The 25,721-nt window shown below is 57.7% G+C and carries 27 protein-coding genes and 2 pseudogenes; 23 read left to right on the top strand and 6 right to left on the bottom strand.

The features are described 5' to 3' along the window. Positions 1-83: 83 nt before the first annotated feature. Positions 84-938 carry a deoxynucleotide monophosphate kinase gene (locus QFW87_RS21605; protein WP_283188822.1) on the bottom strand — a complete coding sequence of 285 codons (855 nt, stop codon included), beginning with the start codon at positions 936-938 and terminating at the stop codon, positions 84-86. A 96-nt stretch (positions 939-1,034) separates the two neighbouring features. Here QFW87_RS21605 and QFW87_RS21600 point away from each other — a divergent pair. The 8 genes and pseudogenes from QFW87_RS21600 to QFW87_RS21565 form a co-directional block, all read left to right on the top strand. Further along, positions 1,035-1,373 (top strand): annotated as a pseudogene (locus QFW87_RS21600) (dTMP kinase); the annotation flags it as partial. After that, positions 1,366-2,355 (top strand): DNA polymerase III subunit delta', encoded by a 990-nt coding sequence (locus QFW87_RS21595; protein ID WP_283181212.1) that lies wholly within the window; start codon positions 1,366-1,368, stop codon positions 2,353-2,355. The pseudogene QFW87_RS21600 and the gene QFW87_RS21595, both read left to right, overlap by 8 nt. An 83-nt stretch (positions 2,356-2,438) precedes the next feature. After that, positions 2,439-2,795 carry a PilZ domain-containing protein gene (locus tag QFW87_RS21590; protein ID WP_033056958.1) on the top strand — a complete coding sequence of 119 codons (357 nt, stop codon included), beginning with the start codon at positions 2,439-2,441 and terminating at the stop codon, positions 2,793-2,795. A 14-nt stretch (positions 2,796-2,809) separates the two neighbouring features. Then, positions 2,810-3,595, top strand: a complete 786-nt coding sequence (locus QFW87_RS21585) for a TatD family hydrolase (protein ID WP_283181211.1) — start codon at positions 2,810-2,812, stop codon at positions 3,593-3,595. 342 nt (positions 3,596-3,937) lie between these two features. Further along, positions 3,938-4,576, top strand: coding sequence for a TetR/AcrR family transcriptional regulator (locus QFW87_RS21580; protein ID WP_008152317.1), 639 nt, complete (start codon positions 3,938-3,940; stop codon positions 4,574-4,576). A 142-nt stretch (positions 4,577-4,718) separates the two neighbouring features. Next, positions 4,719-5,687: a radical SAM protein gene (locus QFW87_RS21575; protein ID WP_283181210.1), complete on the top strand. Its 969-nt coding sequence runs from the start codon at positions 4,719-4,721 to the stop codon at positions 5,685-5,687. Positions 5,688-5,774: 87 nt separating this feature from the next. After that, positions 5,775-6,383 (top strand): DUF4823 domain-containing protein, encoded by a 609-nt coding sequence (locus QFW87_RS21570; protein WP_102614828.1) that lies wholly within the window; start codon positions 5,775-5,777, stop codon positions 6,381-6,383. A gap of 17 nt (positions 6,384-6,400) precedes the next feature. Continuing rightward, positions 6,401-6,961: a DUF1285 domain-containing protein gene (locus QFW87_RS21565; protein WP_283188821.1), complete on the top strand. Its 561-nt coding sequence runs from the start codon at positions 6,401-6,403 to the stop codon at positions 6,959-6,961. A gap of 58 nt (positions 6,962-7,019) precedes the next feature. Here the strand turns inward: QFW87_RS21565 and QFW87_RS21560 are convergent, their stop codons facing one another. After that, positions 7,020-7,892 (bottom strand): triacylglycerol lipase, encoded by an 873-nt coding sequence (locus tag QFW87_RS21560; RefSeq protein ID WP_283181208.1) that lies wholly within the window; start codon positions 7,890-7,892, stop codon positions 7,020-7,022. Positions 7,893-8,101: 209 nt separating this feature from the next. On the opposite strand from QFW87_RS21560, the gene QFW87_RS21555 reads away from it, so the two are divergent. The 10 genes from QFW87_RS21555 (at position 8,102) to QFW87_RS21510 (ending at position 19,007) form a co-directional block, all read left to right on the top strand. Then, entirely contained in the window at positions 8,102-8,818 is a 717-nt protein-coding gene (locus tag QFW87_RS21555; RefSeq protein ID WP_283188820.1) for a FadR/GntR family transcriptional regulator, read from the top strand. A gap of 24 nt (positions 8,819-8,842) precedes the next feature. Then, positions 8,843-9,718: an SMP-30/gluconolactonase/LRE family protein gene (locus QFW87_RS21550; protein WP_283188819.1), complete on the top strand. Its 876-nt coding sequence runs from the start codon at positions 8,843-8,845 to the stop codon at positions 9,716-9,718. 198 nt (positions 9,719-9,916) lie between these two features. Further along, entirely contained in the window at positions 9,917-10,735 is an 819-nt protein-coding gene (locus QFW87_RS21545) for an SDR family oxidoreductase (RefSeq protein ID WP_283188818.1), read from the top strand. Between the two features lie 122 nt (positions 10,736-10,857). Next, a complete protein-coding gene (locus tag QFW87_RS21540; RefSeq protein ID WP_283181204.1) occupies positions 10,858-11,862 on the top strand; it encodes a substrate-binding domain-containing protein in 1,005 nt (334 codons plus the stop codon). 64 nt (positions 11,863-11,926) lie between these two features. Continuing rightward, positions 11,927-13,471: an L-arabinose ABC transporter ATP-binding protein AraG gene (gene araG / locus QFW87_RS21535; RefSeq protein WP_283188817.1), complete on the top strand. Its 1,545-nt coding sequence runs from the start codon at positions 11,927-11,929 to the stop codon at positions 13,469-13,471. Between the two features lie 9 nt (positions 13,472-13,480). Beyond that, on the top strand, positions 13,481-14,449 hold the full coding sequence (gene araH / locus QFW87_RS21530) for an L-arabinose ABC transporter permease AraH (RefSeq protein ID WP_283181202.1): 969 nt from the start codon (positions 13,481-13,483) through the stop codon (positions 14,447-14,449). A 301-nt stretch (positions 14,450-14,750) separates the two neighbouring features. After that, entirely contained in the window at positions 14,751-15,464 is a 714-nt protein-coding gene (locus QFW87_RS21525; protein ID WP_283181201.1) for a GntR family transcriptional regulator, read from the top strand. Continuing rightward, on the top strand, positions 15,461-16,459 hold the full coding sequence (locus QFW87_RS21520) for an ADP-ribosylglycohydrolase family protein (RefSeq protein ID WP_283188816.1): 999 nt from the start codon (positions 15,461-15,463) through the stop codon (positions 16,457-16,459). The genes QFW87_RS21525 and QFW87_RS21520 overlap by 4 nt, the downstream gene beginning before the upstream one ends. A gap of 159 nt (positions 16,460-16,618) precedes the next feature. Further along, complete coding sequence (locus QFW87_RS21515) at positions 16,619-18,085, top strand: cytosine permease (protein ID WP_283188815.1); 1,467 nt, start codon at positions 16,619-16,621, stop codon at positions 18,083-18,085. Then, positions 18,078-19,007 (top strand): PfkB family carbohydrate kinase, encoded by a 930-nt coding sequence (locus tag QFW87_RS21510; protein WP_283188814.1) that lies wholly within the window; start codon positions 18,078-18,080, stop codon positions 19,005-19,007. Before QFW87_RS21515 ends, QFW87_RS21510 begins: the two co-directional genes overlap by 8 nt. A 99-nt stretch (positions 19,008-19,106) precedes the next feature. On the opposite strand, the gene QFW87_RS21505 is transcribed toward QFW87_RS21510, so the two are convergent. From QFW87_RS21505 to QFW87_RS21495, 3 genes are all read right to left on the bottom strand, one after another. After that, entirely contained in the window at positions 19,107-19,361 is a 255-nt protein-coding gene (locus QFW87_RS21505) for a hypothetical protein (RefSeq protein ID WP_283188813.1), read from the bottom strand. Positions 19,362-19,463: 102 nt separating this feature from the next. Next, on the bottom strand, positions 19,464-20,669 hold the full coding sequence (locus QFW87_RS21500; RefSeq protein ID WP_283188812.1) for an MFS transporter: 1,206 nt from the start codon (positions 20,667-20,669) through the stop codon (positions 19,464-19,466). A 112-nt stretch (positions 20,670-20,781) separates the two neighbouring features. Beyond that, positions 20,782-21,435, bottom strand: a complete 654-nt coding sequence (locus QFW87_RS21495) for an HD domain-containing protein (RefSeq protein WP_283181195.1) — start codon at positions 21,433-21,435, stop codon at positions 20,782-20,784. Between the two features lie 165 nt (positions 21,436-21,600). On the opposite strand from QFW87_RS21495, the gene QFW87_RS21490 reads away from it, so the two are divergent. The 4 genes and pseudogenes from QFW87_RS21490 to QFW87_RS21475 all read left to right on the top strand — a co-directional run bounded on the left by QFW87_RS21490 (position 21,601) and on the right by QFW87_RS21475 (position 24,052). Beyond that, positions 21,601-22,083: a GNAT family N-acetyltransferase gene (locus QFW87_RS21490; protein ID WP_129437409.1), complete on the top strand. Its 483-nt coding sequence runs from the start codon at positions 21,601-21,603 to the stop codon at positions 22,081-22,083. Positions 22,084-22,316: 233 nt separating this feature from the next. After that, a pseudogene (locus QFW87_RS21485) lies at positions 22,317-22,811 on the top strand (PAAR domain-containing protein). 5 nt (positions 22,812-22,816) lie between these two features. After that, positions 22,817-23,548: an alpha/beta hydrolase gene (locus QFW87_RS21480; RefSeq protein WP_283188811.1), complete on the top strand. Its 732-nt coding sequence runs from the start codon at positions 22,817-22,819 to the stop codon at positions 23,546-23,548. A gap of 6 nt (positions 23,549-23,554) precedes the next feature. Beyond that, positions 23,555-24,052 carry a hypothetical protein gene (locus QFW87_RS21475; protein ID WP_283188810.1) on the top strand — a complete coding sequence of 166 codons (498 nt, stop codon included), beginning with the start codon at positions 23,555-23,557 and terminating at the stop codon, positions 24,050-24,052. 51 nt (positions 24,053-24,103) lie between these two features. Here QFW87_RS21475 and QFW87_RS21470 read toward each other — a convergent pair whose 3' ends face one another. Beyond that, on the bottom strand, positions 24,104-24,547 hold the full coding sequence (locus tag QFW87_RS21470) for a hypothetical protein (protein ID WP_283181192.1): 444 nt from the start codon (positions 24,545-24,547) through the stop codon (positions 24,104-24,106). Between the two features lie 180 nt (positions 24,548-24,727). Between QFW87_RS21470 and QFW87_RS21465 the strand changes: the two genes are divergently transcribed. Continuing rightward, the gene (locus QFW87_RS21465) at positions 24,728-25,720 is read left to right on the top strand and encodes a 2-dehydro-3-deoxygalactonokinase (protein WP_283188809.1); all 993 of its coding nucleotides are present in this window, start codon (positions 24,728-24,730) and stop codon (positions 25,718-25,720) included. Position 25,721 lies beyond the last annotated feature (1 nt).

The raw sequence follows: 25,721 nt of genomic DNA, 5'->3' as shown, positions 1-25,721 counted from the left end.
CTTTGCTTGGTTTGGATATGTGTTGTGGCGCTGTCGTGTCGATTTGTTGCTAATTTTTTTGCTATTTTAAGTTGGGTGTTTTTTTATCGCGCTGTTAGCTTTTCTTTCAAGTTTGAATATGCACTGTGAACAGAGTTTTTATATTCTTTTAGCGTACCATTGTTTTCGATGAGAATATCACCGGTTTGAAATTTTATTCCGGCTTCTGAAGAGTGTTTTTTAACTTGCTCGGTATTGTCGCGAACAATGTGCCAGATCTCGCCGCCTAAGTTTCTAATGTACTCGGCTTCATTTTCAAAGCGGATGTCTTTGATAATGGTGATGTCTTTATTTTTCAGATCGATTTTTGGCTTTATGAATTGGTTGTTTGGCGCTGCGTTGGTGCTTTGAAGGTGGGCTTTACGTTGATTCTGGAAATCTAGGAAGTCGCGCATAGTCATACTTTTGACCAGCTGGATCATCGAGTCCGGTGACAGATTCCAGAATTCATCGTCCCGATCTCGACCTTCGTCCGTCCAGATTTGGTCGTCGGTCAGGCCAAAAAAAGATTGGGCGGCGAGAGCGAAGGGGGTCTCAGGGTTCGCAGCTTCTTGGGGAGTCAGCTGCCGAGGGGAGGGCAGTGGGCTGTTGATTTCACGATCGGCTCGCTTCAACCAATGCAGAGGATCGTAGTCGCGGAACCACTCCGTTCCAACGTGCTGGAAGAATTCGCGAGGCGACATTCCCCAAGCATCCAGCTGCTTCTCTTTCGCGGTATCATCCCACGCTTGAGAATCGGTGAGGCCGAAGAGAGCCTTGCAACCAGCCTTCAGAGGGTCGGCCAACGCGAAGGCGACAACCTCTGGATGAGCCAATAAAATGGCTGCTGCGGTGTCTTTTCCTGATCGAGCCTTTGCAGCTAGGCCAATTATTTTTTTCATCAAGCGGCGCTCGGTCATTGATTTGTAAGGTCTTTTTGTGAATTTTCTAGCGTTACATTTCTTACTCTTAAGAAGTATACCATGAGCGTAACATTTTCAAGTCTTCAGCAACAAGATTCGACCTACGCCTATCAGGGGGGCGGTCGCGGCCTGTCGCTGGAGCGCATCGCGACCCTGGAAGCCTTCGTCCAGGGCGATCTGCGCCCGGACCTGACGTTAATTTTCGATCTGCCGGTGGAAGTGGGCCTGGCCCGCGCCAGCGCTCGCGGTCGTCTGGATCGCTTCGAACTCGAAGGCCGAACCTTTTTTGATGCGGTGCGCAGTGCTTTCCTCAAGCGTGCCGAAGCGGATCCTGCGCGTTATGTCCTGGTTGATGCCGCCCAGCCGTTGGCGCAGGTTCAGCAGTCACTGGATGCCTTGTTGCCGCGCCTGCTGGAGTTGACCCGTGGCTGAAGCCTATCCGTGGCAGGACAGTCTCTGGCAGCAGTTGGCCGGTCGCAAGCAACATGCTCACGCCTATCTGTTGCATGGCCCGGCCGGAATCGGCAAGCGTGCACTGGCCGAGCGCTTGATGGCCAGTTTGTTGTGTCAGCGTCCGAGCGCCGCCCACGATGCTTGCGGCGAATGCAAATCCTGTTTGTTGCTCAAGGCCGGCAGTCACCCTGACAACTACATTCTGGAACCGGAAGAAGCCGATAAGGCGATCAAGGTTGATCAGGTTCGTGATCTGGTCAGCTTCGTGGTTCAGACCGCTCAGATGGGCGGTCGCAAAGTGGTGCTGATCGAGCCGGTCGAGTCGATGAACATCAACGCCGCCAACGCTTTGCTCAAAAGCCTTGAAGAACCTTCCGGCGATACCGTTTTGCTGTTGGTCAGCCACCAGACCAGTCGTTTGTTGCCGACCATCAAGAGCCGCTGTGTGCAGCAGGCCTGTCCACTACCGAGCGAAGCCATGAGTCTTGCGTGGCTGGCGAAGGCTTTGCCGGACTGCTTGGAAGAAGAGCGCATCGAGTTACTGACCCTGGCCGCCGGTTCGCCACTGGCCGCCGTCAACTTGCAGGCCCAGGGCGTGCGCGAGCAGCGGGCGCTGGTGGTCGATGGCGTGAAGAAGTTGCTCAAGCAGCAACAGTCACCGACACAACTGGCCGAAGGCTGGAATGCGATTCCGCTGTTGCTGTTGTTCGACTGGTTCTGCGACTGGTCGAGCCTGATCCTGCGCTATCAGCTGACTCAGGACGAAGAAGGCCTGGGACTGACGGACATGCGCAAGGTGATTCAGTATCTGGCGCAGAAAGCTGGCCAGGACAAAGTCCTGAATATTCAGGACTGGATCCTCGCCCAGCGCCAGAAAGTGATGAGCAAAGCCAACCTCAATCGGGTGTTGTTGCTGGAGGCGCTGTTGGTGCAATGGGTGGGTTTGCCTACCCAGAAGTGATCGTCTGTGCTTAGTATCCTGTGTCGCAAATACTGTTTGTGAGACGGGACACTAGACTCTGAGCATCAGCAACGGAGGTCAGCATGAATGAACTCGTCAATCCGGGGCCGCGCAACGGCATTTTGTCCCTGACGATCAAGGACAAGTCCGTGCTTTACGCGGCCTACATGCCGTTTATCAAGAACGGTGGCCTGTTTATCCCGACCAACAAGAGTTACAAGTTGGGCGATGAGGTATTCATGCTGTTGAACCTGATGGACGAGCCGGAGAAGATTCCGGTCGCCGGCAAGGTCACCTGGATCACCCCCAAAGGTGCGCAGGGCAACCGGGCCGCCGGGGTCGGCGTACAATTCAACGATGGCGACAATACCGCGCGCAGTCGAATCGAAACCCATCTGGCCGGAGCCCTGAAGTCCGACCGTCCCACTCATACGATGTAAGTTGCAGCCCTTTTATGCTCGTAGATTCCCATTGCCACCTTGATCGCCTCGACCTCACCGCCCACGACGGCTCCCTGGATGCCGCACTTGATGCGGCCCGTCTGCGCGGGGTAGGGCACTTTCTGTGTATTGGCGTCAGCGTCGAGAATGCCGCCGACGTCAAAGCCCTGGCCGAACGTTACGACGACGTCGACTGTTCGGTGGGCGTGCATCCGCTGGACGTGCAGCCGGGCGCCGCGCCAGCACTTGATTGGCTGTTGCGTGAGCTCAACCACCCGCGTGTGGTGGCGATCGGTGAAACCGGTCTGGATTACCACTACGAGCCGGAAGCAGCGGAGTTGCAGCAGGAGTCGTTTCGCCTGCATCTGCAAGCGGCACAGCAGACGGGCAAACCGGTGATCATCCACACCCGTGGTGCCCGCGCCGATACGTTGAACCTCCTGCGTGAAGCGGCGCTGCCCCAGGCAGGCGTGCTGCACTGCTTCACCGAAGACTGGGACATGGCCAAAGCAGCATTGGACATGGGGTATTACATTTCCTTGTCCGGGATTGTCACTTTCCGCAATGCCGACGCTCTGCGTGACGTGGCCAGTAAAGTGCCGGCTGATCGATTGCTGGTGGAAACCGACTCGCCTTACCTGGCGCCGATCCCTCATCGCGGTAAGCCGAACCTGCCGCAGTACGTGCGCGACGTAGCGGAATTTCTGGCAATGTTGCGAGGTGAACCTTACGAGCGGTTTGCCGAGCAAACCACCGAGAATTTCAAGCGACTGTTTCCGCTGGCGCATGTGAAAGGTTAAATCGCAGGCAAAAAAAACCCGGGTTCTGGGGGGTGAATCCGGGTTAAGACCATTAGGAGTAAAACAAAGGCACGCGGTCCGTTGGTACCTATATCGGCGCAACACTTGGGGGAGATGTCCCGCCGACAGTTGAAGTATTGATCAGTATTGCGCCGAGTCCAGTTTGCCGGCCCCGGTTTTTAAACAAATTTGGAATACGGGCGCTTCGGTTGAGTTCTCACTAATCTGCGAGACTGCCGGAATTCATCAAGAAACACATATATGGTCGGATGATCCGTGCATTTTTGCGCAAGTTAGGCATAATACGCGGCTTCGAATTTTGACCCCTACAGACCTTTTCTTATGCATAAAGAACCTCGTAAGGTCCGTGAGTTTCGTCGCCGCGAGCAAGAAATTCTCGATACCGCGCTCAAGCTGTTCCTCGATCAAGGTGAAGACAGTGTCACCGTCGAGATGATTGCTGATGCCGTCGGTATCGGCAAAGGCACGATCTACAAGCACTTCAAATCCAAGGCCGAGATCTATCTGCGCCTGATGCTCGATTACGAGCGCGATTTGAACGAGCTGTTGCATTCGGCCGATGTCGACAAGGACAAGGAAGCCCTGTCCCGGGCCTACTTCGAATTCCGCATGCGCGATCCTCAACGCTATCGGTTGTTCGATCGCCTGGAGGAAAAGGTGGTCAAGGGCAATCAGGTGCCGGAGATGGTCGAGGAGCTGCACAAGATCCGTGCCTCGAACTTCGAACGCCTGACCCTGCTGATCAAGGGCCGGATCAGCGAAGGCAAACTTGAAGACGTACCGCCTTATTTCCATTACTGCGCATCCTGGGCGCTGGTGCACGGCGCCGTGGCGCTGTATCACTCGCCGTTCTGGAGCAATGTGCTGGAAGATCAGGAAGGCTTCTTCCAGTTCCTGATGGACATCGGCGTGCGCATGGGCAACAAACGCAAGCGTGATACCGACACCCCGAGCAGCTGAGTCCATACAGTTCGCCTTATTGCGCCATGATATTCACACCATGACGCAGTACCGCAGGAATATACTCAGGCATAGGACTTGCTAAAACTTGATTTGTGAGTCAAGTTTTAGCGGTCCGAATATTCTTCCGCCGGAGTAGTCCATGATCGTTGACCGTCAAGGCAGGCGTTTTCGCAATTTACGAATCAGTCTGACTTCAGCCTGCAATTACGCTTGTACCTACTGCGTGCCCAACGGCAAGCGGTTGGTGGCTGCGCAGGATGAGTTGTCGGCCGAGGCCATGGCGCGTGGCGTGGCCTATCTGATTGAAGCGGCGGGCATTGAGCGTTTGCGCATCACCGGCGGCGAACCTCTGGTCAGCCCCAAACTCGAAACTTTTATGGCTGCCGTCGGGCAGATGGGCCTGGCGGACATCAGCCTCACCACCAACGGTCAGCTGCTGGCGAAGAAGCTGCCACTGTTGGTGGATGCCGGCATTCGTCGCATTAACGTTTCCCTCGATACCCTGGATGCCAGCGCCTTTCGCAGTATTGCCCGTGGCGGCGATCTGGCGACTGTGCTCGACGGTATGGATCAGGCCAGCGCCGCCGGCCTGAAGATCAAGGTCAATATGGTGCCGCTGCGTGGGCAGAACCTCGATCAGGTGATGCCGCTACTTGATTACTGTCTGGAGCGCGGCTATGAGCTTCGCTTCATCGAGTTGATGCGCATGGGTCACCTGGCCAGCGACTCCAATGCTTTCCTGCAACAGTTTGTCAGCCTCCAGCAGTTGCTCAGTCTGATCGGCGAGCGCTACGAATACCTTCAGGCCGATGCGCCGGTAGACGCCACCGCCGTGCGTTACGAGATTCCGGGGCAGGGCTATTTCGGCGTTATCGCCAACGAAAGCGTTCCTTTCTGCCGCACTTGTTCGCGGCTGCGTCTGTCCTCCACGGGCTGGCTGCACGGCTGCCTGTCGTCGAGCAACCGCCACTATGTCGGCGACCTGCTGGACAAGCCCCGTCATCAAGCTTTGCCCGCCTTGCAGAGACTCTTGGTGAAAGCCTTGGGCGATAAGCAGGAAGTGGCATTTTCCGGTGGCGCGACCGTGATGAAAATCATCGGCGGCTAAACTCTGTTCCTGCCACACCGAGCTGGCGCGGAAGCTGCATTCCATGGCCATTCGCCGGTTTTCCGTCACCGGCCTCTGGAGGATAGGATGCGTAGCCTGGTTTTGCTGCTGGCCGTTTTGGCGCTTGGTGGCTGCATGAATGTCAGCGATCTGGCTGAAGGGACTCGCTACCACATGAGCGACGCGGGGTTGCTCGACCATAGCGACAGCCGTCGTGTGAATAACCTGCGCATTCAACCGGACTCATTCGTCTATATCGCCCAGGGCGCCTTTGTGCCGCCAGGCAGTACTGTCTACCCACGACCTAACGTGATAGCCGAAGTCGCCTTCGATGGCTTTGTCGAATACTTCCCTATGGTCCGCCGCGCCCGTGCCCCGGAAGGCCTTGATCAAGCCATGGGCGAAGCCCGTGCCGCCGGTGCCCATTACCTGCTATATACCCGATTCGCCAAATCTGACGACCGTATCGGCAACTCGGACGAGTGGCTCGATCAGGAAGCCCTGGATCGCCTCGGTATCGACGGCGGCGTGATTCAAATCATGTTGATCGAGACCAGCACCCAGTATTTGATTGATACTGCACGCATCAAGAGTCGTGGCGGTTTACTGACGTTCCACGACAAAAAGCCAGAAGACCTGATGGGCCCGCCGCTGGAACAATACGCGCGCAGTCTGCTGGGGCTCAGCGACCAGTAATTCAAAAGGAGAACGCCATGAGTGGTCCGCAAAAAGCCAACGATCTGTTGGGGCAAATCCCCAAAACCAAAGGCTTACCGCCGGTCCACCTGTGGAACCCCGACTTCTGCGGCGACATCGACATGCGTATCGCCCGTGACGGCACCTGGTATTACCTGGGCACACCGATCGGGCGCAAGCCGATGGTCAAGCTGTTCTCCACCATCATTCGCCGCGATGGTGACGATTACTTCCTCATTACCCCGGTCGAGAAGGTTGGCATCAAGGTTGACGATGCGCCCTTCGTCGCGATTGCCGTGGATGTCGAAGGCGAAGGTGAAACCCAGGTCTTGCGCTTCACCACCAATGTTGACGAGACCGCCGAGGTCGGCACCGAACACCCCATGCGCGTGGAGATCGACCCGGTCACGCAGGAGCCTGCGCCCTACGTGCATGTGCGCACCAACCTCGAAGCCCTGATCCACCGCAACGTGTTCTACCAACTGGTGGAGCTGGCCGTCACCCGCGAGATCGACGGGCAACGTTGGTTAGGCGTGTGGAGCGGTGGCGAGTTCTTCCCCATTGGACTTGAGCCGTAACGCGCCGAGTTGCTGTGTTCTGGAAAATGGCCCGCTATCAAGTAGGCCATTTTTTTGCCTACAAACCTTTGTCCTTTAGCCGAGCAGCATGTTCAAGATAGAGGTGGACCGGGCTTACGTTCCAACTCGTGATCCCGGCCATTTGATTGACTGCGTCGAAATGGTCCATCGGGTAATCCGAACGAATGACTTTGCCCAGGTGCGAGCTGTACTGTCCGACTAGCCCATCGTTGGCGTGTTTCTCTTTATAAAATAACTTCGACAGCACGATACAGTTCAAGTGGGACGGATCGAGGGGTTGCAGACTTTGAAAGTTTTGCAGGATCCCGCTCCAGGAGTAGTAGTGCACGCCGTTTTCAATTTCGTTACCTTCCCCACCCCAATGCTCCGGTAGCCCTTGCGGGTACTTGAGATTGAAAGCGGCCATTCCTGCGCTGGTCAGAGATTCGAAAGCCGCTTGAGGGTCCTGAGGGTTTTCCGGATGGTCGCTGATCAACGAAATGAAGGTGCCGACTGCTTTGAATAGGGCGAGTACGAGCGTTTCGGGCAACTCCCCAGGCGTCAGCGCCTTATGCAGCTGGTCGGCAATCTCGGAGCCATGATTGGGGCAGCTGACAGACGTGACTGATGCGACCTTTTCCGGGTGTAGCGCCGCTACGTAGCGCGCAGCCAATGGACCTTGGCTGTGGCCGATCAGGTTGACCTTGGCAGCTCCCGTTTCCCGCAATATGCGATTGACGTGTTCGAGCAGTTTTTTACCGCGCTCCTCGTTTCCGTTCACGGCTGGAATGTTAACGGCAAACACCTTGGCCCCGGCGCGCTCCAGAGCTTCCTTGATCTCGAAGAAGTAGGGATAACCGGCAATTTTATCGAAGCCAAAAAGGCCGTGGACCAAAACAATCGGGTATTGCGTAGACGCATCCATGTTCATGCTTATACCTGTCGATAGCGGACTTTAGTGGAACAGATGCTATGGACTGCTTGATCTGTCGCGGCTAACCGTAGGTCACAAAGCGAGTTCGTTCAAATCGCCCCATCTGCCGTCAGACAGAAAAAAATCAAATTGACACTCAATCATATGATGATTAGCGTAGGCACCCATCGCAAACGGCTTTGTGCCGTCCCTGTATCGAGGTGTCCATGTCCAGCAGTTTTCATGCGTCGACGGTCGATTGGCTGGGTTGCTGGATCGCTACGGGGCAGGTCAAACCGGGTGAGACGCTCAAGGTCGAAGCCGACCTGGGCGAGCAACTCGGTGTCAGCCGCACCGTTATCCGCGAAGCCATCAAAACCCTGGTCGCCAAGGGCATGCTCGAAGTCGGTCCCAAGGTCGGCACGCGGGTGTTGCCGGTGCGCCGCTGGAACCTCTTCGATCCGCAAGTCGTAGGCTGGCTGTCGCGCAGTGGCTTGCCGGAAAACTTCGTCGACGACTTGCTCGACCTGCGCCGCACCATCGAACCAATGGCCGTGCGCTGGGCTTGCGAGCGCGCTACCGGCGAGCAGGTTCACGCCATCCTTCAGGCTTACAACGCATTGGAGCGGGCAGTGGACAGCGGCGTCGATTACAACCGCGCCGACCAGTTCTTCCACGAGTGCATTCTCGCTGCCAGCCACAATCAATTCATCGAACAAATGGTTCCGGCCCTCGGCGCGCTGCTGGCGGTGTCGTTCGAAGTGTCCGCCGCCGACCCGGACGAACTGCGCCGCACGCTACCGATTCACAAAGAAATGGCCGAGGCCATCGCCGCCCGGGATGCCGCGCGGGGTGTCTGGGCCTGCATGACCCTGATCGATAACGCCGACCTGGCCATCAAGCGCTTTTACCCGCAAGTCATGGCCGACAAGAAGGCCAACTGACAACCATAAAAAGCAGGAGGTTTCATGACGTGGACTGCGGTTACCGAACACCGGGCACGGCTGGGTGAAGGTCCGTTCTGGGACGCGCCGACCCAGGCGCTGTACTGGGTTGATATCGCCGGTCAACAGGCACTGCGGCTGATTGGCGCCAACGTGCAGATCTGGCAGATGCCCGAGCACGTGTCTGCCTTCATCCCCTGCGAAAGCGGCGATGCGCTGGTGACGTTGAACAGCGGCGTGTATCGACTCGATCTGGATTCCCCGGGCCTGGAACCTCGACTGACTTTGCTCTGCGTCGCCGATCCGCAACCCGGCAATCGCGCCAATGAAGCCCGCTGCGATGCTCAGGGTCGGCTCTGGCTCGGCACCATGCAGAACAACATCGGCGAGCAGGGCGAAGACGTGCCCGTTGTGCGGCGTTCCGGTGGCCTGTTTCGCATTGATCGCGATGCTCGGGTCACGCCGTTGCTTCGCGGGTTGGGCATCCCGAACACGTTGCTGTGGAGCGACGACGCGACCACCGTGTATTTCGCCGACACCCTCGACAACACGCTCTACCAGCATTTCATCCGCACCGACGGCAATCTCGACCCGGCCCACGTCTGGTTTGGCCCCCATGAACGCGGCGGGCCTGATGGTTCGGCGATGGATGCCGAAGGTTACATCTGGAACGCCCGTTGGAATGGCAGCTGTCTGCTCAGGCTGACCCCGGACGGGCAGGTTGATCGCGCGATCGAGCTGCCAATCAGCCGCCCCACCAGTTGCGTATTCGGCGGTGAAGACCTCCAAACGCTTTACATCACCAGCGCTGCGAGCCCACTCGACCATCCGCTGGACGGTGCGTTGCTGTCGATTCGAGTCGATGTGCCCGGAAAAACCTGTACTCGGTTTGCGGGATAAATCCCAAAATATGGGATGTAAAATTATATATTGAGATTATTTGGCGGTCGGGTTTATAGTCGACTCCATCAGTTACACACACTCACACTTAAAAAAACAAAACAGGTGAAGTGATGCAGCGATTTTCCAAAAAGCCTTTTGACCGGACATCGACAGATGCCCGGTTTTTGTCGTGCCTTCGAAAAGGAGTCTTGATCCATGGCTGAACCTCTTTCCTTGCCACCGGTGCCCGAACCGCCGAAGGGTGAGCGCCTGAAAAACAAGGTCGTGCTGCTGACCGGTGCCGCGCAGGGTATTGGCGAGGCGATTGTCGCAACGTTCGCTTCCCAGCAGGCCAAGCTGGTCATCAGCGATATCCAGGGGGAGAAAGTCGAAAAAGTCGCGGCGTACTGGCGGGACAAAGGCTTCGACGTTCAGGCAATCAAGGCTGACGTTTCCAACCAACAAGACCTGCACGGCATGGCCAGACTGGCGATCGAGCTTCACGGACGGATCGACGTGCTGGTCAATTGCGCCGGGGTCAATGTGTTCCGCGATCCGCTGGAAATGACCGAGGAAGACTGGCGTCGCTGTTTCGCCATCGACCTGGACGGTGCCTGGTATGGCTGCAAAGCGGTGCTGCCGCAGATGATCGAGCAGGGCATCGGCAGCATCATCAACATCGCCTCGACCCATTCCACTCACATCATTCCCGGCTGCTTCCCGTACCCGGTGGCCAAACATGGCCTGCTCGGACTGACCCGCGCTTTGGGCATCGAATATGCACCGAAGGGCATTCGCGTCAACGCCATCGCGCCGGGTTACATCGAAACCCAGCTGAACGTCGATTACTGGAACGGTTTTGCCGACCCGCATGCCGAGCGTCAGCGCGCTTTCGATCTGCATCCGCCACGTCGCATCGGCCAGCCGATTGAAGTGGCCATGACCGCTGTTTTCCTGGCCAGCGATGAAGCGCCGTTCATCAATGCCTCGTGCATCACCATCGATGGCGGTCGCTCGGTCATGTACCACGACTGAGCCAAGCGGGTTTCAGGCGCGGAATTACGCCTGAAATCCAATCATCATACGATATGACTATTAGCTGCACAGTTTGATTGGCTTTCAAATAACGCTCAAAAAAAATAACAAGGAGTCAGCTTATGAATCGTCGTCGTGGGATCCGTTCCCTGTGCTGTGCCGCTTTGGCGGTCACCGCGGTCAGCCTGAGCAGTTCGTTGCTGGCGGCCGAGGAAGTGAAGATCGGTTTTCTGGTCAAGCAGGCGGAAGAGCCCTGGTTCCAGACCGAATGGGCATTTGCCGAAAAGGCCGGGAAAGAGAAGGGTTTCACCGTCATCAAGATCGCCGTGCCGGACGGCGAGAAAACCCTCTCGGCCATCGACAGCCTCGCCGCCAACGGTGCCAAGGGCTTTGTGATCTGCCCGCCAGACGTATCCCTGGGACCTGCGATCATGGCCAAGGCCAAGCTCAACGGTTTGAAAGTCATCGCCGTCGATGACCGCTTCGTCGATGCCAGCGGCAAGTTCATGGAAGACGTTCCTTACCTCGGCATGGCCGCGTTCGAAGTCGGCCAGAAACAAGGCAGCGCCATGGCCACCGAAGCGAAGAAACGTGGCTGGGACTGGAAAGACACCTACGCGGTGATCAACACCTTCAACGAACTCGACACTGGCAAGAAACGCACCGACGGTTCGGTCAAAGCGCTGGAAGACGCCGGCCTGCCGAAAGACCACATTTTGTTCTCGGCGCTGAAAACCCTCGACGTACCCGGCAGCATGGACGCCACCAACTCGGCGCTGGTGAAACTGCCGAGTGCAGCGAAAAACCTGATCATCGGCGGTATGAACGACAACACCGTGCTGGGCGGCGTGCGCGCCACCGAGAGCGCCGGTTTTGCCGCAGCCAATGTGATCGGCATCGGCATCAACGGCACCGACGCCATCGGCGAATTGAAAAAGGCCAACAGCGGCTTCTTCGGCTCGATGCTGCCGAGCCCGCACATCGAGGGCTACAACACCGCCAGCATGATGTACGAGTGGGTCACCACCGGCAAAGAACCGCCGAAGTACACCGCGATGGACGACGTAACGCTGATCACTCGCGAGAACTTCAAGCAGGAACTGGAAAAGATCGGCCTCTGGAACTGAGGCACGGTTGATTTCATCGGGGCCCTGGCGACGGGGCTGCCTGATCTGTGTGAAGAGGTGGGTTATGCACGCGCAATCAAAAACACAACAACACAATGCCGGCGGCAGCTTGCGCTTCAACGGGATCGGCAAGACCTTTCCCGGGGTGAAGGCGCTGGATAGCATCAGCTTCGTCGCCCACCCGGGGCAGGTTCACGCCTTGATGGGCGAGAACGGCGCCGGCAAATCGACCCTGCTGAAAATCCTCGGCGGGGCTTACACCCCGAGCAGCGGCGACCTGCAGATCGGCGAGCAGAAGAGGGTCTTCAAGTCCACCGCCGACAGCATCGGCAGTGGCGTCGCCGTGATCCATCAAGAGCTGCACTTGGTCCCCGAAATGACCGTGGCAGAGAACCTGTTCCTCGGTCATCTGCCGGCCAGTTTCGGCCTGATCAATCGCAGCGCGTTGCGACAACAGGCATTGGCCTGCCTCAAGGGGCTGGCCGATGAAATCGATCCGCAAGAGAAAGTAGGGCGTCTGTCCCTCGGTCAGCGGCAACTGGTGGAAATCGCCAAGGCCTTGTCCCGTGGGGCGCATGTGATCGCGTTTGACGAACCGACCAGCAGCCTGTCGGCACGGGAGATTGATCGTTTGATGGCGATCATCGGTCGCCTGCGGGACGAAGGCAAAGTGGTGCTTTATGTCTCCCATCGCATGGAAGAAGTGTTCCGCATTTGCAACGCGGTGACGGTGTTCAAGGACGGTCGCTTTGTGCGCACGTTCGAGGACATGAGCGAGCTGACTCATGATCAGTTGGTGACCTGCATGGTCGGTCGCGACATTCAGGACATCTACGATTACCGCCACCGTCAGCGTGGCGCGGTGGCGCTCAAGGTCGACGGTTTGCTGGGGCCGGGTTTGCGTGAGCCGGTGAGTTTCGAGGTGCACAAAGGTGAAATTCTCGGGCTGTTCGGCTTGGTTGGCGCGGGGCGTACCGAGCTGTTCCGCATGCTCAGTGGCCTTGAGCGCAACACCGCTGGACGCCTGGAATTACGCGGTCATGAACTGAAGTTGCGTTCACCCCGCGATGCGATTGCCGCCGGGATTCTGCTGTGCCCCGAGGACCGCAAGAAAGAGGGCATCCTGCCGCTCGCCAGCGTCGCCGAGAACATCAACATCAGCGCCCGCGGCGCCCACTCGACCTTCGGCTGCCTGTTGCGTGGCCTGTGGGAAAAGGACAACGCCGACAAGCAGATCAAAGCGCTGAAAGTGAAGACGCCCAACGCGGCGCAGAAAATCATGTACCTGTCCGGCGGCAATCAACAGAAGGCCATTCTCGGCCGCTGGCTGTCGATGCCGATGAAAGTCCTGCTGCTCGACGAACCGACTCGCGGCATCGACATCGGCGCCAAAGCCGAGATCTACCAGATCATCCACAACCTGGCGGCCAGCGGCATCGCGGTGATCGTGGTCTCTAGCGACCTGATGGAAGTGATGGGGATTTCCGACCGCATCCTGGTGCTCTGCGAAGGCGCCATGCGCGGCGAGTTGTCTCGCGCAGAGGCCAATGAATCCAACCTGCTGCAACTGGCTTTGCCGCGCCAACGCGCTGACGGCGTAGCGAACTGAGAGGTGACTATGACAATCCAAAACAACGCTTTGCCCACCCAGCGCAAACCTCTGGACCTGCGGCGCTTTCTCGATGACTGGGTGATGTTGCTGGCGGCTGTCGGGATCTTCGTGCTCTGCACCGTGCTGATCGATAACTTCCTTTCGCCATTGAACATGCGCGGCCTGGGCCTGGCGATTTCGACGACGGGGATTGCCGCTTGCACCATGTTGTATTGCTTGGCGTCCGGGCACTTCGATTTGTCGGTGGGTTCGGTGATTGCCTGCGCCGGCGTGGTCGCCGCGGTGGTGATGCGCGACACCGACAGCGTGTTTCTCGGTGTGGTGGCGGCGCTGTTCATGGGGCTGATCGTCGGGTTGATCAACGGCATCGTGATCGCCAAGCTGCGGGTCAATGCGTTGATTACCACACTGGCGACCATGCAGATCGTTCGCGGCCTGGCTTACATCTTCGCCAACGGCAAAGCGGTCGGCGTGTCGCAAGAGCAGTTCTTCGTCTTCGGTAACGGCCAGTTGTTGGGTGTGCCGGTGCCGATTCTGATCACCATCGTTTGCTTCCTGTTTTTCGGCTGGCTGCTGAATTACACCACCTACGGGCGCAACACCATGGCCATTGGCGGTAATCAGGAAGCGGCATTGCTGGCCGGAGTGAACGTTGACCGGACCAAGATCATCATCTTCGCCGTGCACGGCGTGATCGGGGCGTTGGCCGGGGTGATTCTGGCGTCGCGCATGACCTCCGGTCAGCCGATGATTGGCCAGGGTTTTGAGCTGACGGTGATTTCTGCCTGCGTGTTGGGCGGGGTGTCGTTGAGCGGCGGGATCGGCATGATCCGGCATGTGATTGCCGGGGTTTTGATTCTGGCGATCATTGAGAATGCTATGAACCTGAAGAATATCGATACGTTTTACCAGTATGTGATTCGGGGTTCGATTTTGCTGTTGGCCGTTGTCATCGACCGACTAAAACAGCGTTGAGATTTGGGGGGATTCAAGAACCACCCCTCACCCCAGCCCTCTCCCCAGTGGGGAGAGGGGGAAAGGGGGCAGATCTTCAAGCCTTTCAAAACCTGAGTTCGACTTGGACTTCCAGGTCGCAATAAATTCAAAATTCCCCACGGTCAGCCCCCTCTACCCCTTGGGGCGGTCCGACGTTTCGGGAGGGTTGGGGTGAGGGGTGGATTCACCTGACACCACACACCTCCGAACATCCCACCTCCCGTCACTTCCCCTAAATATCCCTTGCCCGCCCAACCCCGTTTCGGTTATCACGTTGTACATGATTAGACAGGTACGATTTGACAAGAAACAACGGGTGGTCGACGAACTCATCCGGCGCATCGAAAGCGGCCTCATGGAGGACGGCTTACTGTTGCCGGGCGAGCATCAATTGGCTCAAGAATTCAAAGTCAGCCGCGGCACGCTGCGCGAAGCCCTGGCTGAGTTGAAACGGCGCAATTACATCGCGACGCAAAGCGGGGTGGGTTCCATCGTCACCTTCGACGGTGTGGTGCTCGATCAACGCAGCGGCTGGGCCCAGGCCCTGGCCGACAGCGGGGCGCTGATCAATACCGAAGTGCTGCGGCTGGAGGCGGTCACCCGTCCTGACCTGTTGCCGCGTTTCGGCACCGACCAATTCATCACCCTCGACCGTCGCCGCCGTTCCAACGAAGGCAAGCTGGTCTCCCTTGAACGCTCATTGATGCCCGCCACCGGAGGCCTGGAAAGCCTGCCGCGGGTCGGCCTTATCGACAATTCCCTGACCATCACCCTGGCCGCTTACGGCTATATCGGCGAGCGCGGCGATCAATGGATCGGCGCCGAACCGTTGAACGCCGAAGACGCCGAACTGCTCGGTCGTCCGCAAGGCACGGTTTTCCTCAAGGCCTTGCGCACCACCTACGACCGGCAAAACCGATTCATGGAGCAGGTCGAAAGCTTGCTCGACCCGGTGCATTTTCGCCTGCACCTGCAGTTTGGAGAGTCAAAATGACCGCGCTCAACCGTGCCCTCGGCGCGTTCTACGGACTGGCCCTGGGCGACGCGCTGGGCATGCCGACCCAATCCTTGAGTCGTGCCGAGATCAAGGTGCGCTTCGGCGAGATTACTGATCTGGAGGACGCCGGCCCGGATCAACCGATCGCCGCGAACATGCCCAAAGGCTCGATCACCGATGACACCGAACAGGCGATTCTGGTCGGACAATTGTTGGTTGAAGGCGAGGGCCGGATCGAACCGGCGATGCTCGCCCAGCGGCTGATCGAATGGGAATCCGAGATGCAGGCCAAGGGCTCGCAAGACTTGCTGGGCCCTTCGACCAAACGTGCCATCGAGATGATCCTCGCCGGCCACTCGCCGGAAGAAGCGGGGCGCTACGGCACCACCAATGGCGCGGCGATGCGCATCACGCCGGTGGGGATTGCGGCGGATGTCGCCAACCCTGAGCGTTTCATCAACGCTGTCGTGCAGGCTTGCCAGGTTACCCACAACACCACGCTGGGCATCTCCAGCGCGGCGGCGGTGGCGGCGGTGGTCTCGGCCGGTATCAACGGCATGGACCTGGGCGAAGCGTTGAACCTCGGCCAGCAAATCGCTCAACAAGCTGAAAGCCACGGTTACTGGGTGGCTGGCGGACGCATCGCCTCGCGCATCAGCTGGGCGCGGACCATCAGTGTCGACAGCGACAAGGCATTGCTGGCGGACTTGATGTACGACGTGATCGGCACTTCGGTGGCTTCACAGGAATCGGTGGTGGTCTCGTTTGCCCTGGCCCAGCAAGTGGCCATTGGTGAAATGAACGCGTTCGAAGCGCTGTGCATGGCGGCGAGCCTTGGCGGCGACACTGACACCATCGCGGCGATTCTCGGCGCCATGCTCGGGGCCTGCCTGGGCCTTGAGAGTTGGCCGACGGCGATGATCGACAAGGTCAAAACCGTTAACGATCTGGAGCTGGAACCGTTGGTGCAAGGGCTGTTGGCCTTGCGCTGACAGTACTGACGTCTTCGCGAGCTTGCTCGCGATAGGCGCGCCGCCTACTTGAATTTTTCATCCGCAATGGATCGCACTGACTTGGCCAGGACAGCCGGGATGTCGTTTTGTCTTCCGTCATTGCCCACAACCACAACAAAGGCAACAGGAGCATTTCACATGAGTTCATCGAACGCCGGGCCAAGCGCCGGGCAACTGGAAACCCGTGGCATCGAGCCCGTGCCGGAAGCGGAGTGCAACGGTCATCCGCTGCAGCTGTTCTGGGTCTGGTTTGCTGCCAACATCTCCATTCTCGGCCTGCCGCTGGGTGCGACCCTTGTAGCCTTTCGCGGCTTGGCGATCTGGCAGGCGATCATCGTCGCGATCCTGGGTGCCGCCGGTTCCTTCGCAGTGGTCGGGATCATCTCCATTGCCGGTCGCCGTGGTCGCGCACCGAGCCTGACGTTGTCGCGAGCGATCTTCGGTGTACGCGGCAACATCGGTCCGACCCTGGTCTCGCTGATGTCGCGTCTGGGCTGGGAAACCGTCAACACCACCACCGCCGCGTTCGTGCTGTTGTCGCTGTGCTCGATCCTGTTCGGCTCGCCGGTGGAAGCCAAAAGCGCACCCGTGCTGACGTTGATTTTCATTGCGATTTTCGTGCTGCTGACCCTGTCGGTGTCGGGCCTCGGTCACGCCACCTTGCTGGTGATCCAGAAGTGGGCAACCTACGTGTTCGGTGCGCTGAACATTCTGGTCGGCGGTTTCCTCTGCGCCACCATCGACTGGAGCGCGGTGTTCAATGCCACACCGGCACCGCTTAGCGCGATGATCATCGGCGTCGGCACCATGGCTGCCGGCACCGGGATTGGTTGGGCCAATGCCGGTGCCGACATGTCGCGCTACCAGCACCGCAGCGTCAAAGCCGCACGCCTGGTGGCGTCGGCAGCGTTCGGTGCGGGGATTCCGCTGGTGTTGCTGATCACCCTCGGCGGCCTGCTTTCAGTGGGCAACAATGACCTGGCCTCCGCCACCGACCCGATCATCGCGATCCGCGACATGCTGCCGACCTGGATGGCCGTGCCGTACCTGATCACCGCGTTCGGCGGGCTGCTGCTGTCGAACAACCTGTCGGTGTACTCCGCCGGTTTGACCACGCTGACCCTCGGTTTGAAGGTCAAACGCGTCTACGCGGTGGTGGTGGACATCGTCGCGATCTTCGCCGGTTCGATTTATTTCATGCTGATCGCCGACAGTTTCTATGGCCCGTTCATTACCTTCATTTCGCTGCTGGCAGTGCCGATCACCGCATGGGTCGGGATCTTCGTCGTCGACCTGATCCATCGTCATTACTACAGCCCTAAAGACCTACTGGACGTCAGCCCGAGCAGCGCTTACTGGTACAGCGGCGGTCTCGAGTGGCGCGCCTTCGGTGCGTGGGCGTTGGCGATCGTGCTGGGCTTCAGCTTCACTACCATCGGTACGACCGAACAAACCGTGTGGTTCCGAGGTTTCCTGTCCGACTCCTGGCTGGGCCATAACGGCCTCGGCTGGATCGTGACGTTCCTGGTGGCCGGCGGGATTTACTTTGTACTGGGTGGCGCCAGGGATCGCCGTGCCGCGTTGACCGAGAACGCTCATGCCTAGATTGCTGCACACCGGCCAAGTCATGATCGACCTGGTCATGGCCGTGGATAAACTGCCGCATTCGGGCGGCGACGTGCTGGCGCAATCCGCCAGTTTTGAGGCTGGCGGCGGCTTCAATGTGATGGCTGCCGCCCAGCGCAATGGCTTGCCGGTGGTTTACCTCGGGCGCCACGGCACCGGGCGTTTCGGTGATCTTGCCCGTGAAGCGATGAAGGCTGAAGGCATTCGGATCGGCATCACTCACCGCGCCGAACGGGATACGGGATTGTGCGTCGCGTTGACCGAAGCCTCGGCCGAGCGCAGTTTCATTTCCTATATCGGTGCCGAAGGTGAGCTGACGGCCGAGGATTTGGCCAGCGTGCCGGCCGAGGCGGGTGATTATGTCTACGTCAGCGGCTACAGCCTGCTGCATGGCGGCAAAGCCCAGGCGCTGGTGGATTGGGTGCTGGATTTACCGCGAGGAATCAACGTGGTTTTCGATCCGGGCCCGCTGGTGGATTCGCCGGATGAGCCGTTGATGCAAGCCTTGCTGGCGCGCATCGATCTGTGGACCAGCAACAGCGTCGAGGCGTTGACGTTTACCGGTGCGGCGGACATTGCCGAGGCCTTGAACCGGTTGGCCGATCATCTGCCAGCCGACGTCTTGATGGTGGTTCGTGACGGCCCGCAAGGGTGCTGGATCAGCCAGCGTGGAGACCGCCAGCATGTGCCGGGTTTCAAGGTTGAGGCGGTGGACAGCAACGGCGCGGGGGATGCGCATGCCGGGGTATTTGTGGCCGGGTTGGCGCAAGGATTGTCGGCGAGTGAGGCGGCGCGGCGGGCTAATGCGGCGGCTGCGTTGGCGGTCACTCGGTGGGGGCCGGCGACTTCGCCGGGGACTGCTGAGGTGGATGCGTTAATCCGCAAGACCTTTGGTGGCTGATCTGACGTCTTCGCGAGCAGGCTCGCTCCCACATTGAATCTGCAGCGTACGCAGATCCCTGTGGGAGCGAGCCCTGCTCGCGAAAGGGTCCTCAGCTGTTTAAATATCCAGCTTGCGCGCCGCCTCCACCCCTGCGGCACTGAGTTTGATCGGCAAGTTCAACGAGTGCTCACCGGCCTCGTTGCAGATCACATGACCGTGCTGGATCAATCCACGATCCTGCAGCGTGGCGAGGGTGCTGGCCACGACTCTCTCCCCCCGGTAATTGTCCAGGACCTCTTTACCCAAACCGGTTGGGTGGGCATGCAGCAGACGGGTCAGGACTTCTTTCTCAAGGTTTTTATCGACGTTCATGGTTACCTCTTCATGGATGTGGATAGGTCCATTTAATTAGAATCCTTACCTGATGTTGGTCCGCCCCCGATTTGGATTGGTGCCTGATGAACGACGAACGGTCTAGGCCTGCTGCAGCGCTTTGCTGGTAACGCTTCGGCGCCAGACCAGCCGGCCGACGCTGATCAGCCAATTCAATACAGCAACCGCCAACACCGTGAGCAACAACGACGCCATCCCCTGTTTCACGATGATTTTTCCGGCCAGCAACGGAAAACCAAACACACCGATAAAGTAGGACAGGCTGAACAGCAGCAAGGATTGCGCGGTGGTGCCGTTCGGCGCCTCGTTGGCCGCCAGGCCATTGATCACCGAATAGGTCAGCCCGTAACCGACCCCGAGCATCACCGCCGCCAGCACGTAGCTGAACCCGTCATTGACCACAAAAGCGAACATCAGGATTGAGCCCATCATCAAGCCCGACAACAGGCAGGACGCCCGGAACGGGTCGCGCTTGACCACGAAACCGGCGATCAGCATGCGGCTGCTGATCGCTGCGCTCATGAAGCCGAGGAAGAACAATGAATAGTCGAGTGAACGCGCCGCCGCGTAGCTGGTTTGAAAACTCGACAGACCGCCGAAAACGCACCCGCCAAGCCCGACCATGATGATCGGAAACACCGCTCTGGACGACAGCACTTGCGCCGCTGCACGCCAGGAAATTCGCGACACCGCTGCCGAGTGGGCCGACGCTTTTTTCAGCTGCGAATCCAACCGCCAGAACAGCAATACGCCGATCAGGCTGGCCAGCGCCGCGAGGTAAAACGCCGCGGTGATCGGATAGCCGAGTGCACTGGCAGCGCGGCCTAACAAGGGACCGCTGCCGATCCCGGTCATCATGCTGCCCGACAACAGCGCAAAATATTTCGCGCGTTGGGCAGGCGTTACCAGACTCGCCACAATGATCGGGCCGAGGGTATAGAATACGCCCCAACCCAGCCCCAGCAAGAGTCCGAAAAACAACAGCAGATTGCCGAAGCCTGGCACCAGGGCGAAGCCCAGGCTGGCGGCCACCAGCAGAATGCCGAACAGCGCAATCGAGCGCGCCGCGCCGAGCAAATCGGACAAGTGCCCGGAGACGATTACCGCTGCAAACGTACTGAGCATCGCCGCCGAAATCACACTGCCGGCATCGTGCTCGTTGCCGCCGCGGGAACCGATCAACAACGACAGCAAAAAGGTCGAGCCATAGGACATCGACAGCAAATAGCTGGCCAGGCAAAACAGGCCGAACAACCTGCTTGAGACTGGGGGTGTTGCGCTAGACATGACGCGGTTCCTTGACCCGATAGAAGAGAGCTTTATCTATCTATCACGCAAGGTGTCGATGTCAGGTATGTGGTTATCGATTTCAGGGTTAGCGCTGGCCGGAGTAATGCGTTTAGCAGACGCCTATTTCTTCCTTGAACAACACCATGAACCCCTTCAACCGTTCGTGGCGAGTCTGCGCCAGACGCTGGCCGGTGGTCGTCTGGAATCCATCCGCCAGGTGCAGCAGTTTGGTCTGGAAATGGTCGAGGCAAAAACGTTTGTCATCGTAGTCCCGGTCCTTCGCCTCGGGATCCTCTGGGTCGTACAACGCGCTGCCCATACGTCCGGCGATGTAAAAGGTGCGCGCCACGCCGAGCATGCCAAGGGAGTCGAGGCGGTCGGCGTCCTGCATGATTTTCGCTTCGAGCGTGGTCGGCGTGATGTTGGCGGAAAAACTGTGCGCTTCGATGGCGTGGGCAACCGCACTGACTTTTGCGTCTGGCCAGGCCATGTCCACCAACAATTTCGATGCCTTCTCGGCGGCCAACCGCGACGCCTGAGAACGCAGCGGCGAGTTCTTCTCTACCGCCACGCAATCGTGCAACAGCACTGCCGCGAGCAACACTTCAAGATCACCATCTTCTTGCGCATGGAGTGTTTGCACGTTGTGCCAGACCCGCTGCAAGTGCGACAGATCGTGAGCGCCGTCCTCTGAGGGTTCCAGCGCGTGGGGCAGCAGTTGCGCAGCGAGGAGTTGCAGTGGTGCGAAAGCATCAGTGTTCATAAACATCCTGTTAAGTGAAAACGTCTTTTGCAGCGACATAGTCCTGTAGCAGCAGGCTTCGCCAGCGGCTACACATGCTCCATGGATCAGCTTTGAATTTCCAGTGTGACGAGCGTCGCTCGCCGACTTAGTATGGCGTTTTCAACTTTTGACGAAGGCACGTCCATGACGATCGAGATCCGCCCGGCGACCCCGAGCGATGCACCGCAAATCCTCGGGTTCATCACCGAACTGGCCGACTACGAACGTGCCCGCCACGAAGTCATCGCCAGCGTCGCCGACATCGAGCGCAGCCTGTTCAGCGAAGGCGCCACCGCCCACGGTCTGATCTGCCTGCGCGACGGCTCGCCGATCGGCTTCGCGGTGTTTTTCTTCAGCTATTCCACGTGGCTCGGCAGCAACTGCCTGTACCTCGAAGACCTCTACATCACCCCCGAACAACGCGGTGGCGGCGCGGGTAAAACCTTGCTGCGTCACTTGGCGAAAATCGCCTGCGCCAATGATTGCGGTCGATTTGAGTGGAGCGTGCTGGACTGGAACAAACCCGCGATCGAGTTCTACAAGTCATTGGGTGCGCAGCCGCAGGAAGAGTGGGTGCGGTATCGGATGGACGGGGCGGTGTTGCGGGAGTTTGCCGAGGGGCGGTGATCGCTGATGGCAATGGGCTGCTGAATCAGTTGTCGCCACCGCTCTAGTCCGGCATTCTGTTCGCCTTTGCGCGCTCACGGATGACACCTGCAATGCCTTTGGCATCTTCATCTCTCGACATTCGTCACGATCGCCATCGACTGTCCGATTTGGTTGAACGCTGTTGGTGCTTTTCTTTTGCACCGTAGATGTTTGCCACATCGCTTTAAAACTCAAAAGCAAGGAGCTTTGACTTGAGTGGAAAACCTGCTGCGCGCGTTACCGACCCTACGTCGTGCCCGTGACCAGGACATGGCACCAATCCGATTATTTCTGGATCGCCAGATGTTTTCTTCGATGGTCTGGCCGCTGCTCGCATGACGGACAAATCTGCCTGTGGCAGCCCAATTACCGGTGCTGTTTCGGGTACGGTATTCATCAATGGTCTCAACGCTGCAACCCTCGATAGCACGGGCGGGCACGGCAACGTAGTCATCGGCGGTTCCGGGACCGTTATCATCGGACAAAGCGGAGGCGGAGCAGCCTTTAGTGGGTTGCTTCCGATGCCGGTGCATTTTACCGACAGATTACAAGTGGTGAATGACGCGACCGGTGAGCCGATTCCTTATCACCCATACACCATTCAGCGTGGTGACGGCAGCGAAGAGCATGGCGTTACGGATGCGTCCGGTTTTACTCACACCGTCAGTTCTCATTTGGCCGAGACCATTAAATTGTTTGTGGAGTGATTGGCATGGCTGGTGAAGCTGCAGCGGTGAAACAAGAGTTGCCTAAAAGAGATGTAAAAACCCATACGTTGACCTGTAAAACGGACCAGTCTGTTAAACAGGTACCTGTTATTTTGCGAGACTTGGTTATATTTTTTATTGGTGGTGCAGGCGATCAGGAAAGTTATTACGGTACTGGACCCAATAATAATATCGATTATGTGCGCCGGGTTGCTGTTGATGACGCAAAGCAGTTGGAGATTTTGAAGCGCTGTCCGTCGTGGGCGCTCAGTTATAATTCGTTTATTAGTAATGATGATCTTGAACGCAATGTGTTGAGTCGAATACCTAATTGCTCCACCGCGATTTACATCGTCGGCCACAGTCTCGGTGGTTGGAACGGTGCCCACCTTTCCAGTGTGCTGACAGACAAAGGCTTCAAAGTAAAAATGCTGATTACACTGGATCCAGTAGGAGAAGGGAAAATCGTCTACGGCATCTCAAGTATCTATAGACGGGAGCCAATACCCAAGGCTGAATACTGGGTTAATATTCGGGCTGCAGCGGTCGACTGGAATGTGTCGGACCTGGTCGCGGACTTTGGTGAACAGTGGCAAGTAACACAGGGACCTAATGTCATGGGGCGGGTGGACGTTAACCATGCCGATGCCGACAGGATGTTTGTGCAGACATTGCCTGGTGGCAAGTCTGCTCGGCAAATATTCAACGAGTCGATTTTGAGCTACTTTAGGGAGTGACTCTGGATGCATAAGGTTTTTTTGTTTTTAACAATCTTGATGAGTGCATCTTGTTCTCTCAATCATGGAAGACCTATCGCAACGCTTGAATACTCCAGTGTAAAGGAACTTCGTAATACTGGGCTTTACCAGATTTATTTCACTTCCGATGTGGAGCTTCTTCAGTTATTCAAGTCGCGAATAGGTGAGGGGCTTGTCTGTTCTTTAGAAGATGATCTGGATTTTACCGAAGCACACCATATAAAGCGTTCCGGTTTTGGCTTGGTAGGAAAAGTGATTGAGCCGGCGTCATTGCTCTATCGAGCGAATGTCATTTTTAGTGAGTCAGAAAGCGGAAAAGGAGGAGAGGATTATTTGGAAGGAGAGGCCCTGATTCTGCTATTGAAGAAACGTGATTTTATTTCGTGCGTGTTTCGAGTTCATACCACCACATACAATACGTACTTCTCCAAGGTCATGCACGTGCCGACCGCGGAACTGTTGAAGGCTATTTCTAAACAGTAAAACAAGCCTAGGTGATGCGAGGTTGTTTACCGGGAAAAAGCAGCCTCTCACTCAGTCACTGGCTTCCCAATTACTATTGATCAATCCGTCGAGGACTTGTCGAACGGTAATCTTGAAAGCCCCGGCCTTCCCTTCGTCAAACGCCGCTTTCCACGCCGTATAACCCTGACTGAAATCCGGAACATCTGCGGTTTCCCCCACCCGGTGCGTGATGCTGCGTTCCAGGGCTTTTGCCTGGAAGGGCAGGTGAGGCATGTCGTTGAACTCATTGCCTGTCACCGGATTGATCATCCGAAAACCGTCCACCCTGATGTGAATGACCTTGCCCAGTTTCGGATAATTTTCGATTTTCAGGATCGTGAGTGTCGATCCATCCTCGCCCGGCCGGTTTTTGTAGGCCCAGATATCACCGACCTTCAAGTCTTTCGATGCGCTGAAGGCCGCCATGGACCAGAGCACGCCGCATAACAGCAGAGCCTTTGAAGCAATCTTCATTTTTCTTCCTTGATTGGGTGTACGGCTGCAATGGCCCGGCATTTTAAAGCGTCGTCGTAGAAAAACTTGTCACACTTGTAAATCCCATAATATGGGAGTTATATTTATATATTGAGATTTTTGTGCGTCCGGGTTTATAGTCCAGCTCACTCACTGCCAATAAACAAAACAGGTGAAGCGATGCTGGCGCAATTGATCGCGCTCGATTGGGGGACAACCTCATTACGTGCTTACAAACTCACCGCCGGTGGCCAGGTGCTCGAACAGCGTTCGCTGTCATCGGGGATCATGCAGCTGCCCAGGACGCCGCGAATGATTGCGGGTCAGGAATGTACCGACGGTTTTGAACTGGCCTTCGATGAGGCCTGCGGTGACTGGCTCGACGCGCAGCCCGATTTGCCGGTGATTGCTTGCGGCATGGTCGGCAGCGCACAAGGCTGGCGTGAAGCGGCTTACCGCGATACGCCGGCGAACGTCGCCAATCTCGGAATCTCCCTACAAACGGTTCGTAGTGTTCGCGGTGTCGACGTGCACATTGTGCCGGGCGTGATTCAGCGTTCTCGTTTGCCAAACGTGATGCGTGGCGAAGAAACCCAAGTGCTCGGCGTGTTGCAGAATCTACCGGCCGAGGCGGGTGATGATCTGTTGATCGGCCTGCCGGGCAGTCATTCGAAATGGGTGGAAGTGGCCGACGGCTGCATCGTGCATTTCGATACCTTCATGACCGGCGAAGTCTTCGCCGTGCTTAGCGAGCACAGCATTCTCGGGCGCACTCAGCAAAAGGGTGCGTCCTTCGATGGCCAAGCCTTTGATCGTGGTGTGCAGGTGGCGCTGTCGGCGGATGGCGAGATCGGGCCGTTGTCGACATTGTTCAGTGCCCGCAGCCTTGGGTTGACTGGCGAACTCAGCGCCACCGCCCAACCGGATTACTTGTCCGGCTTGTTGATCGGCCATGAGCTGTCGGCGCTGGCCAGCGTCCAGCGGCGCCGACGCAACAGCGTTCATCTGCCTTCGATCATCCTCATCGGTAATTCCCAACTCTGTGCCCGCTACAGCCGGGCGCTCGACGCCTGTGGTTTTGCCCGGGTGACCCTGGCCGAACAAGCCACCGAACGCGGCTTGTGGCAGTTGGCGGTTGCCGCCGGACTGATCACACCCAACCCATCCCGTTAAA

Source organism: Pseudomonas sp. PMCC200344, assembly GCF_030053095.1.
GTDB lineage: Bacteria > Pseudomonadota > Gammaproteobacteria > Pseudomonadales > Pseudomonadaceae > Aquipseudomonas > Aquipseudomonas svalbardensis.
Note: the sequence above shows the minus strand (reverse complement) of the source record. Positions and strands in the feature narration are given on the sequence as shown.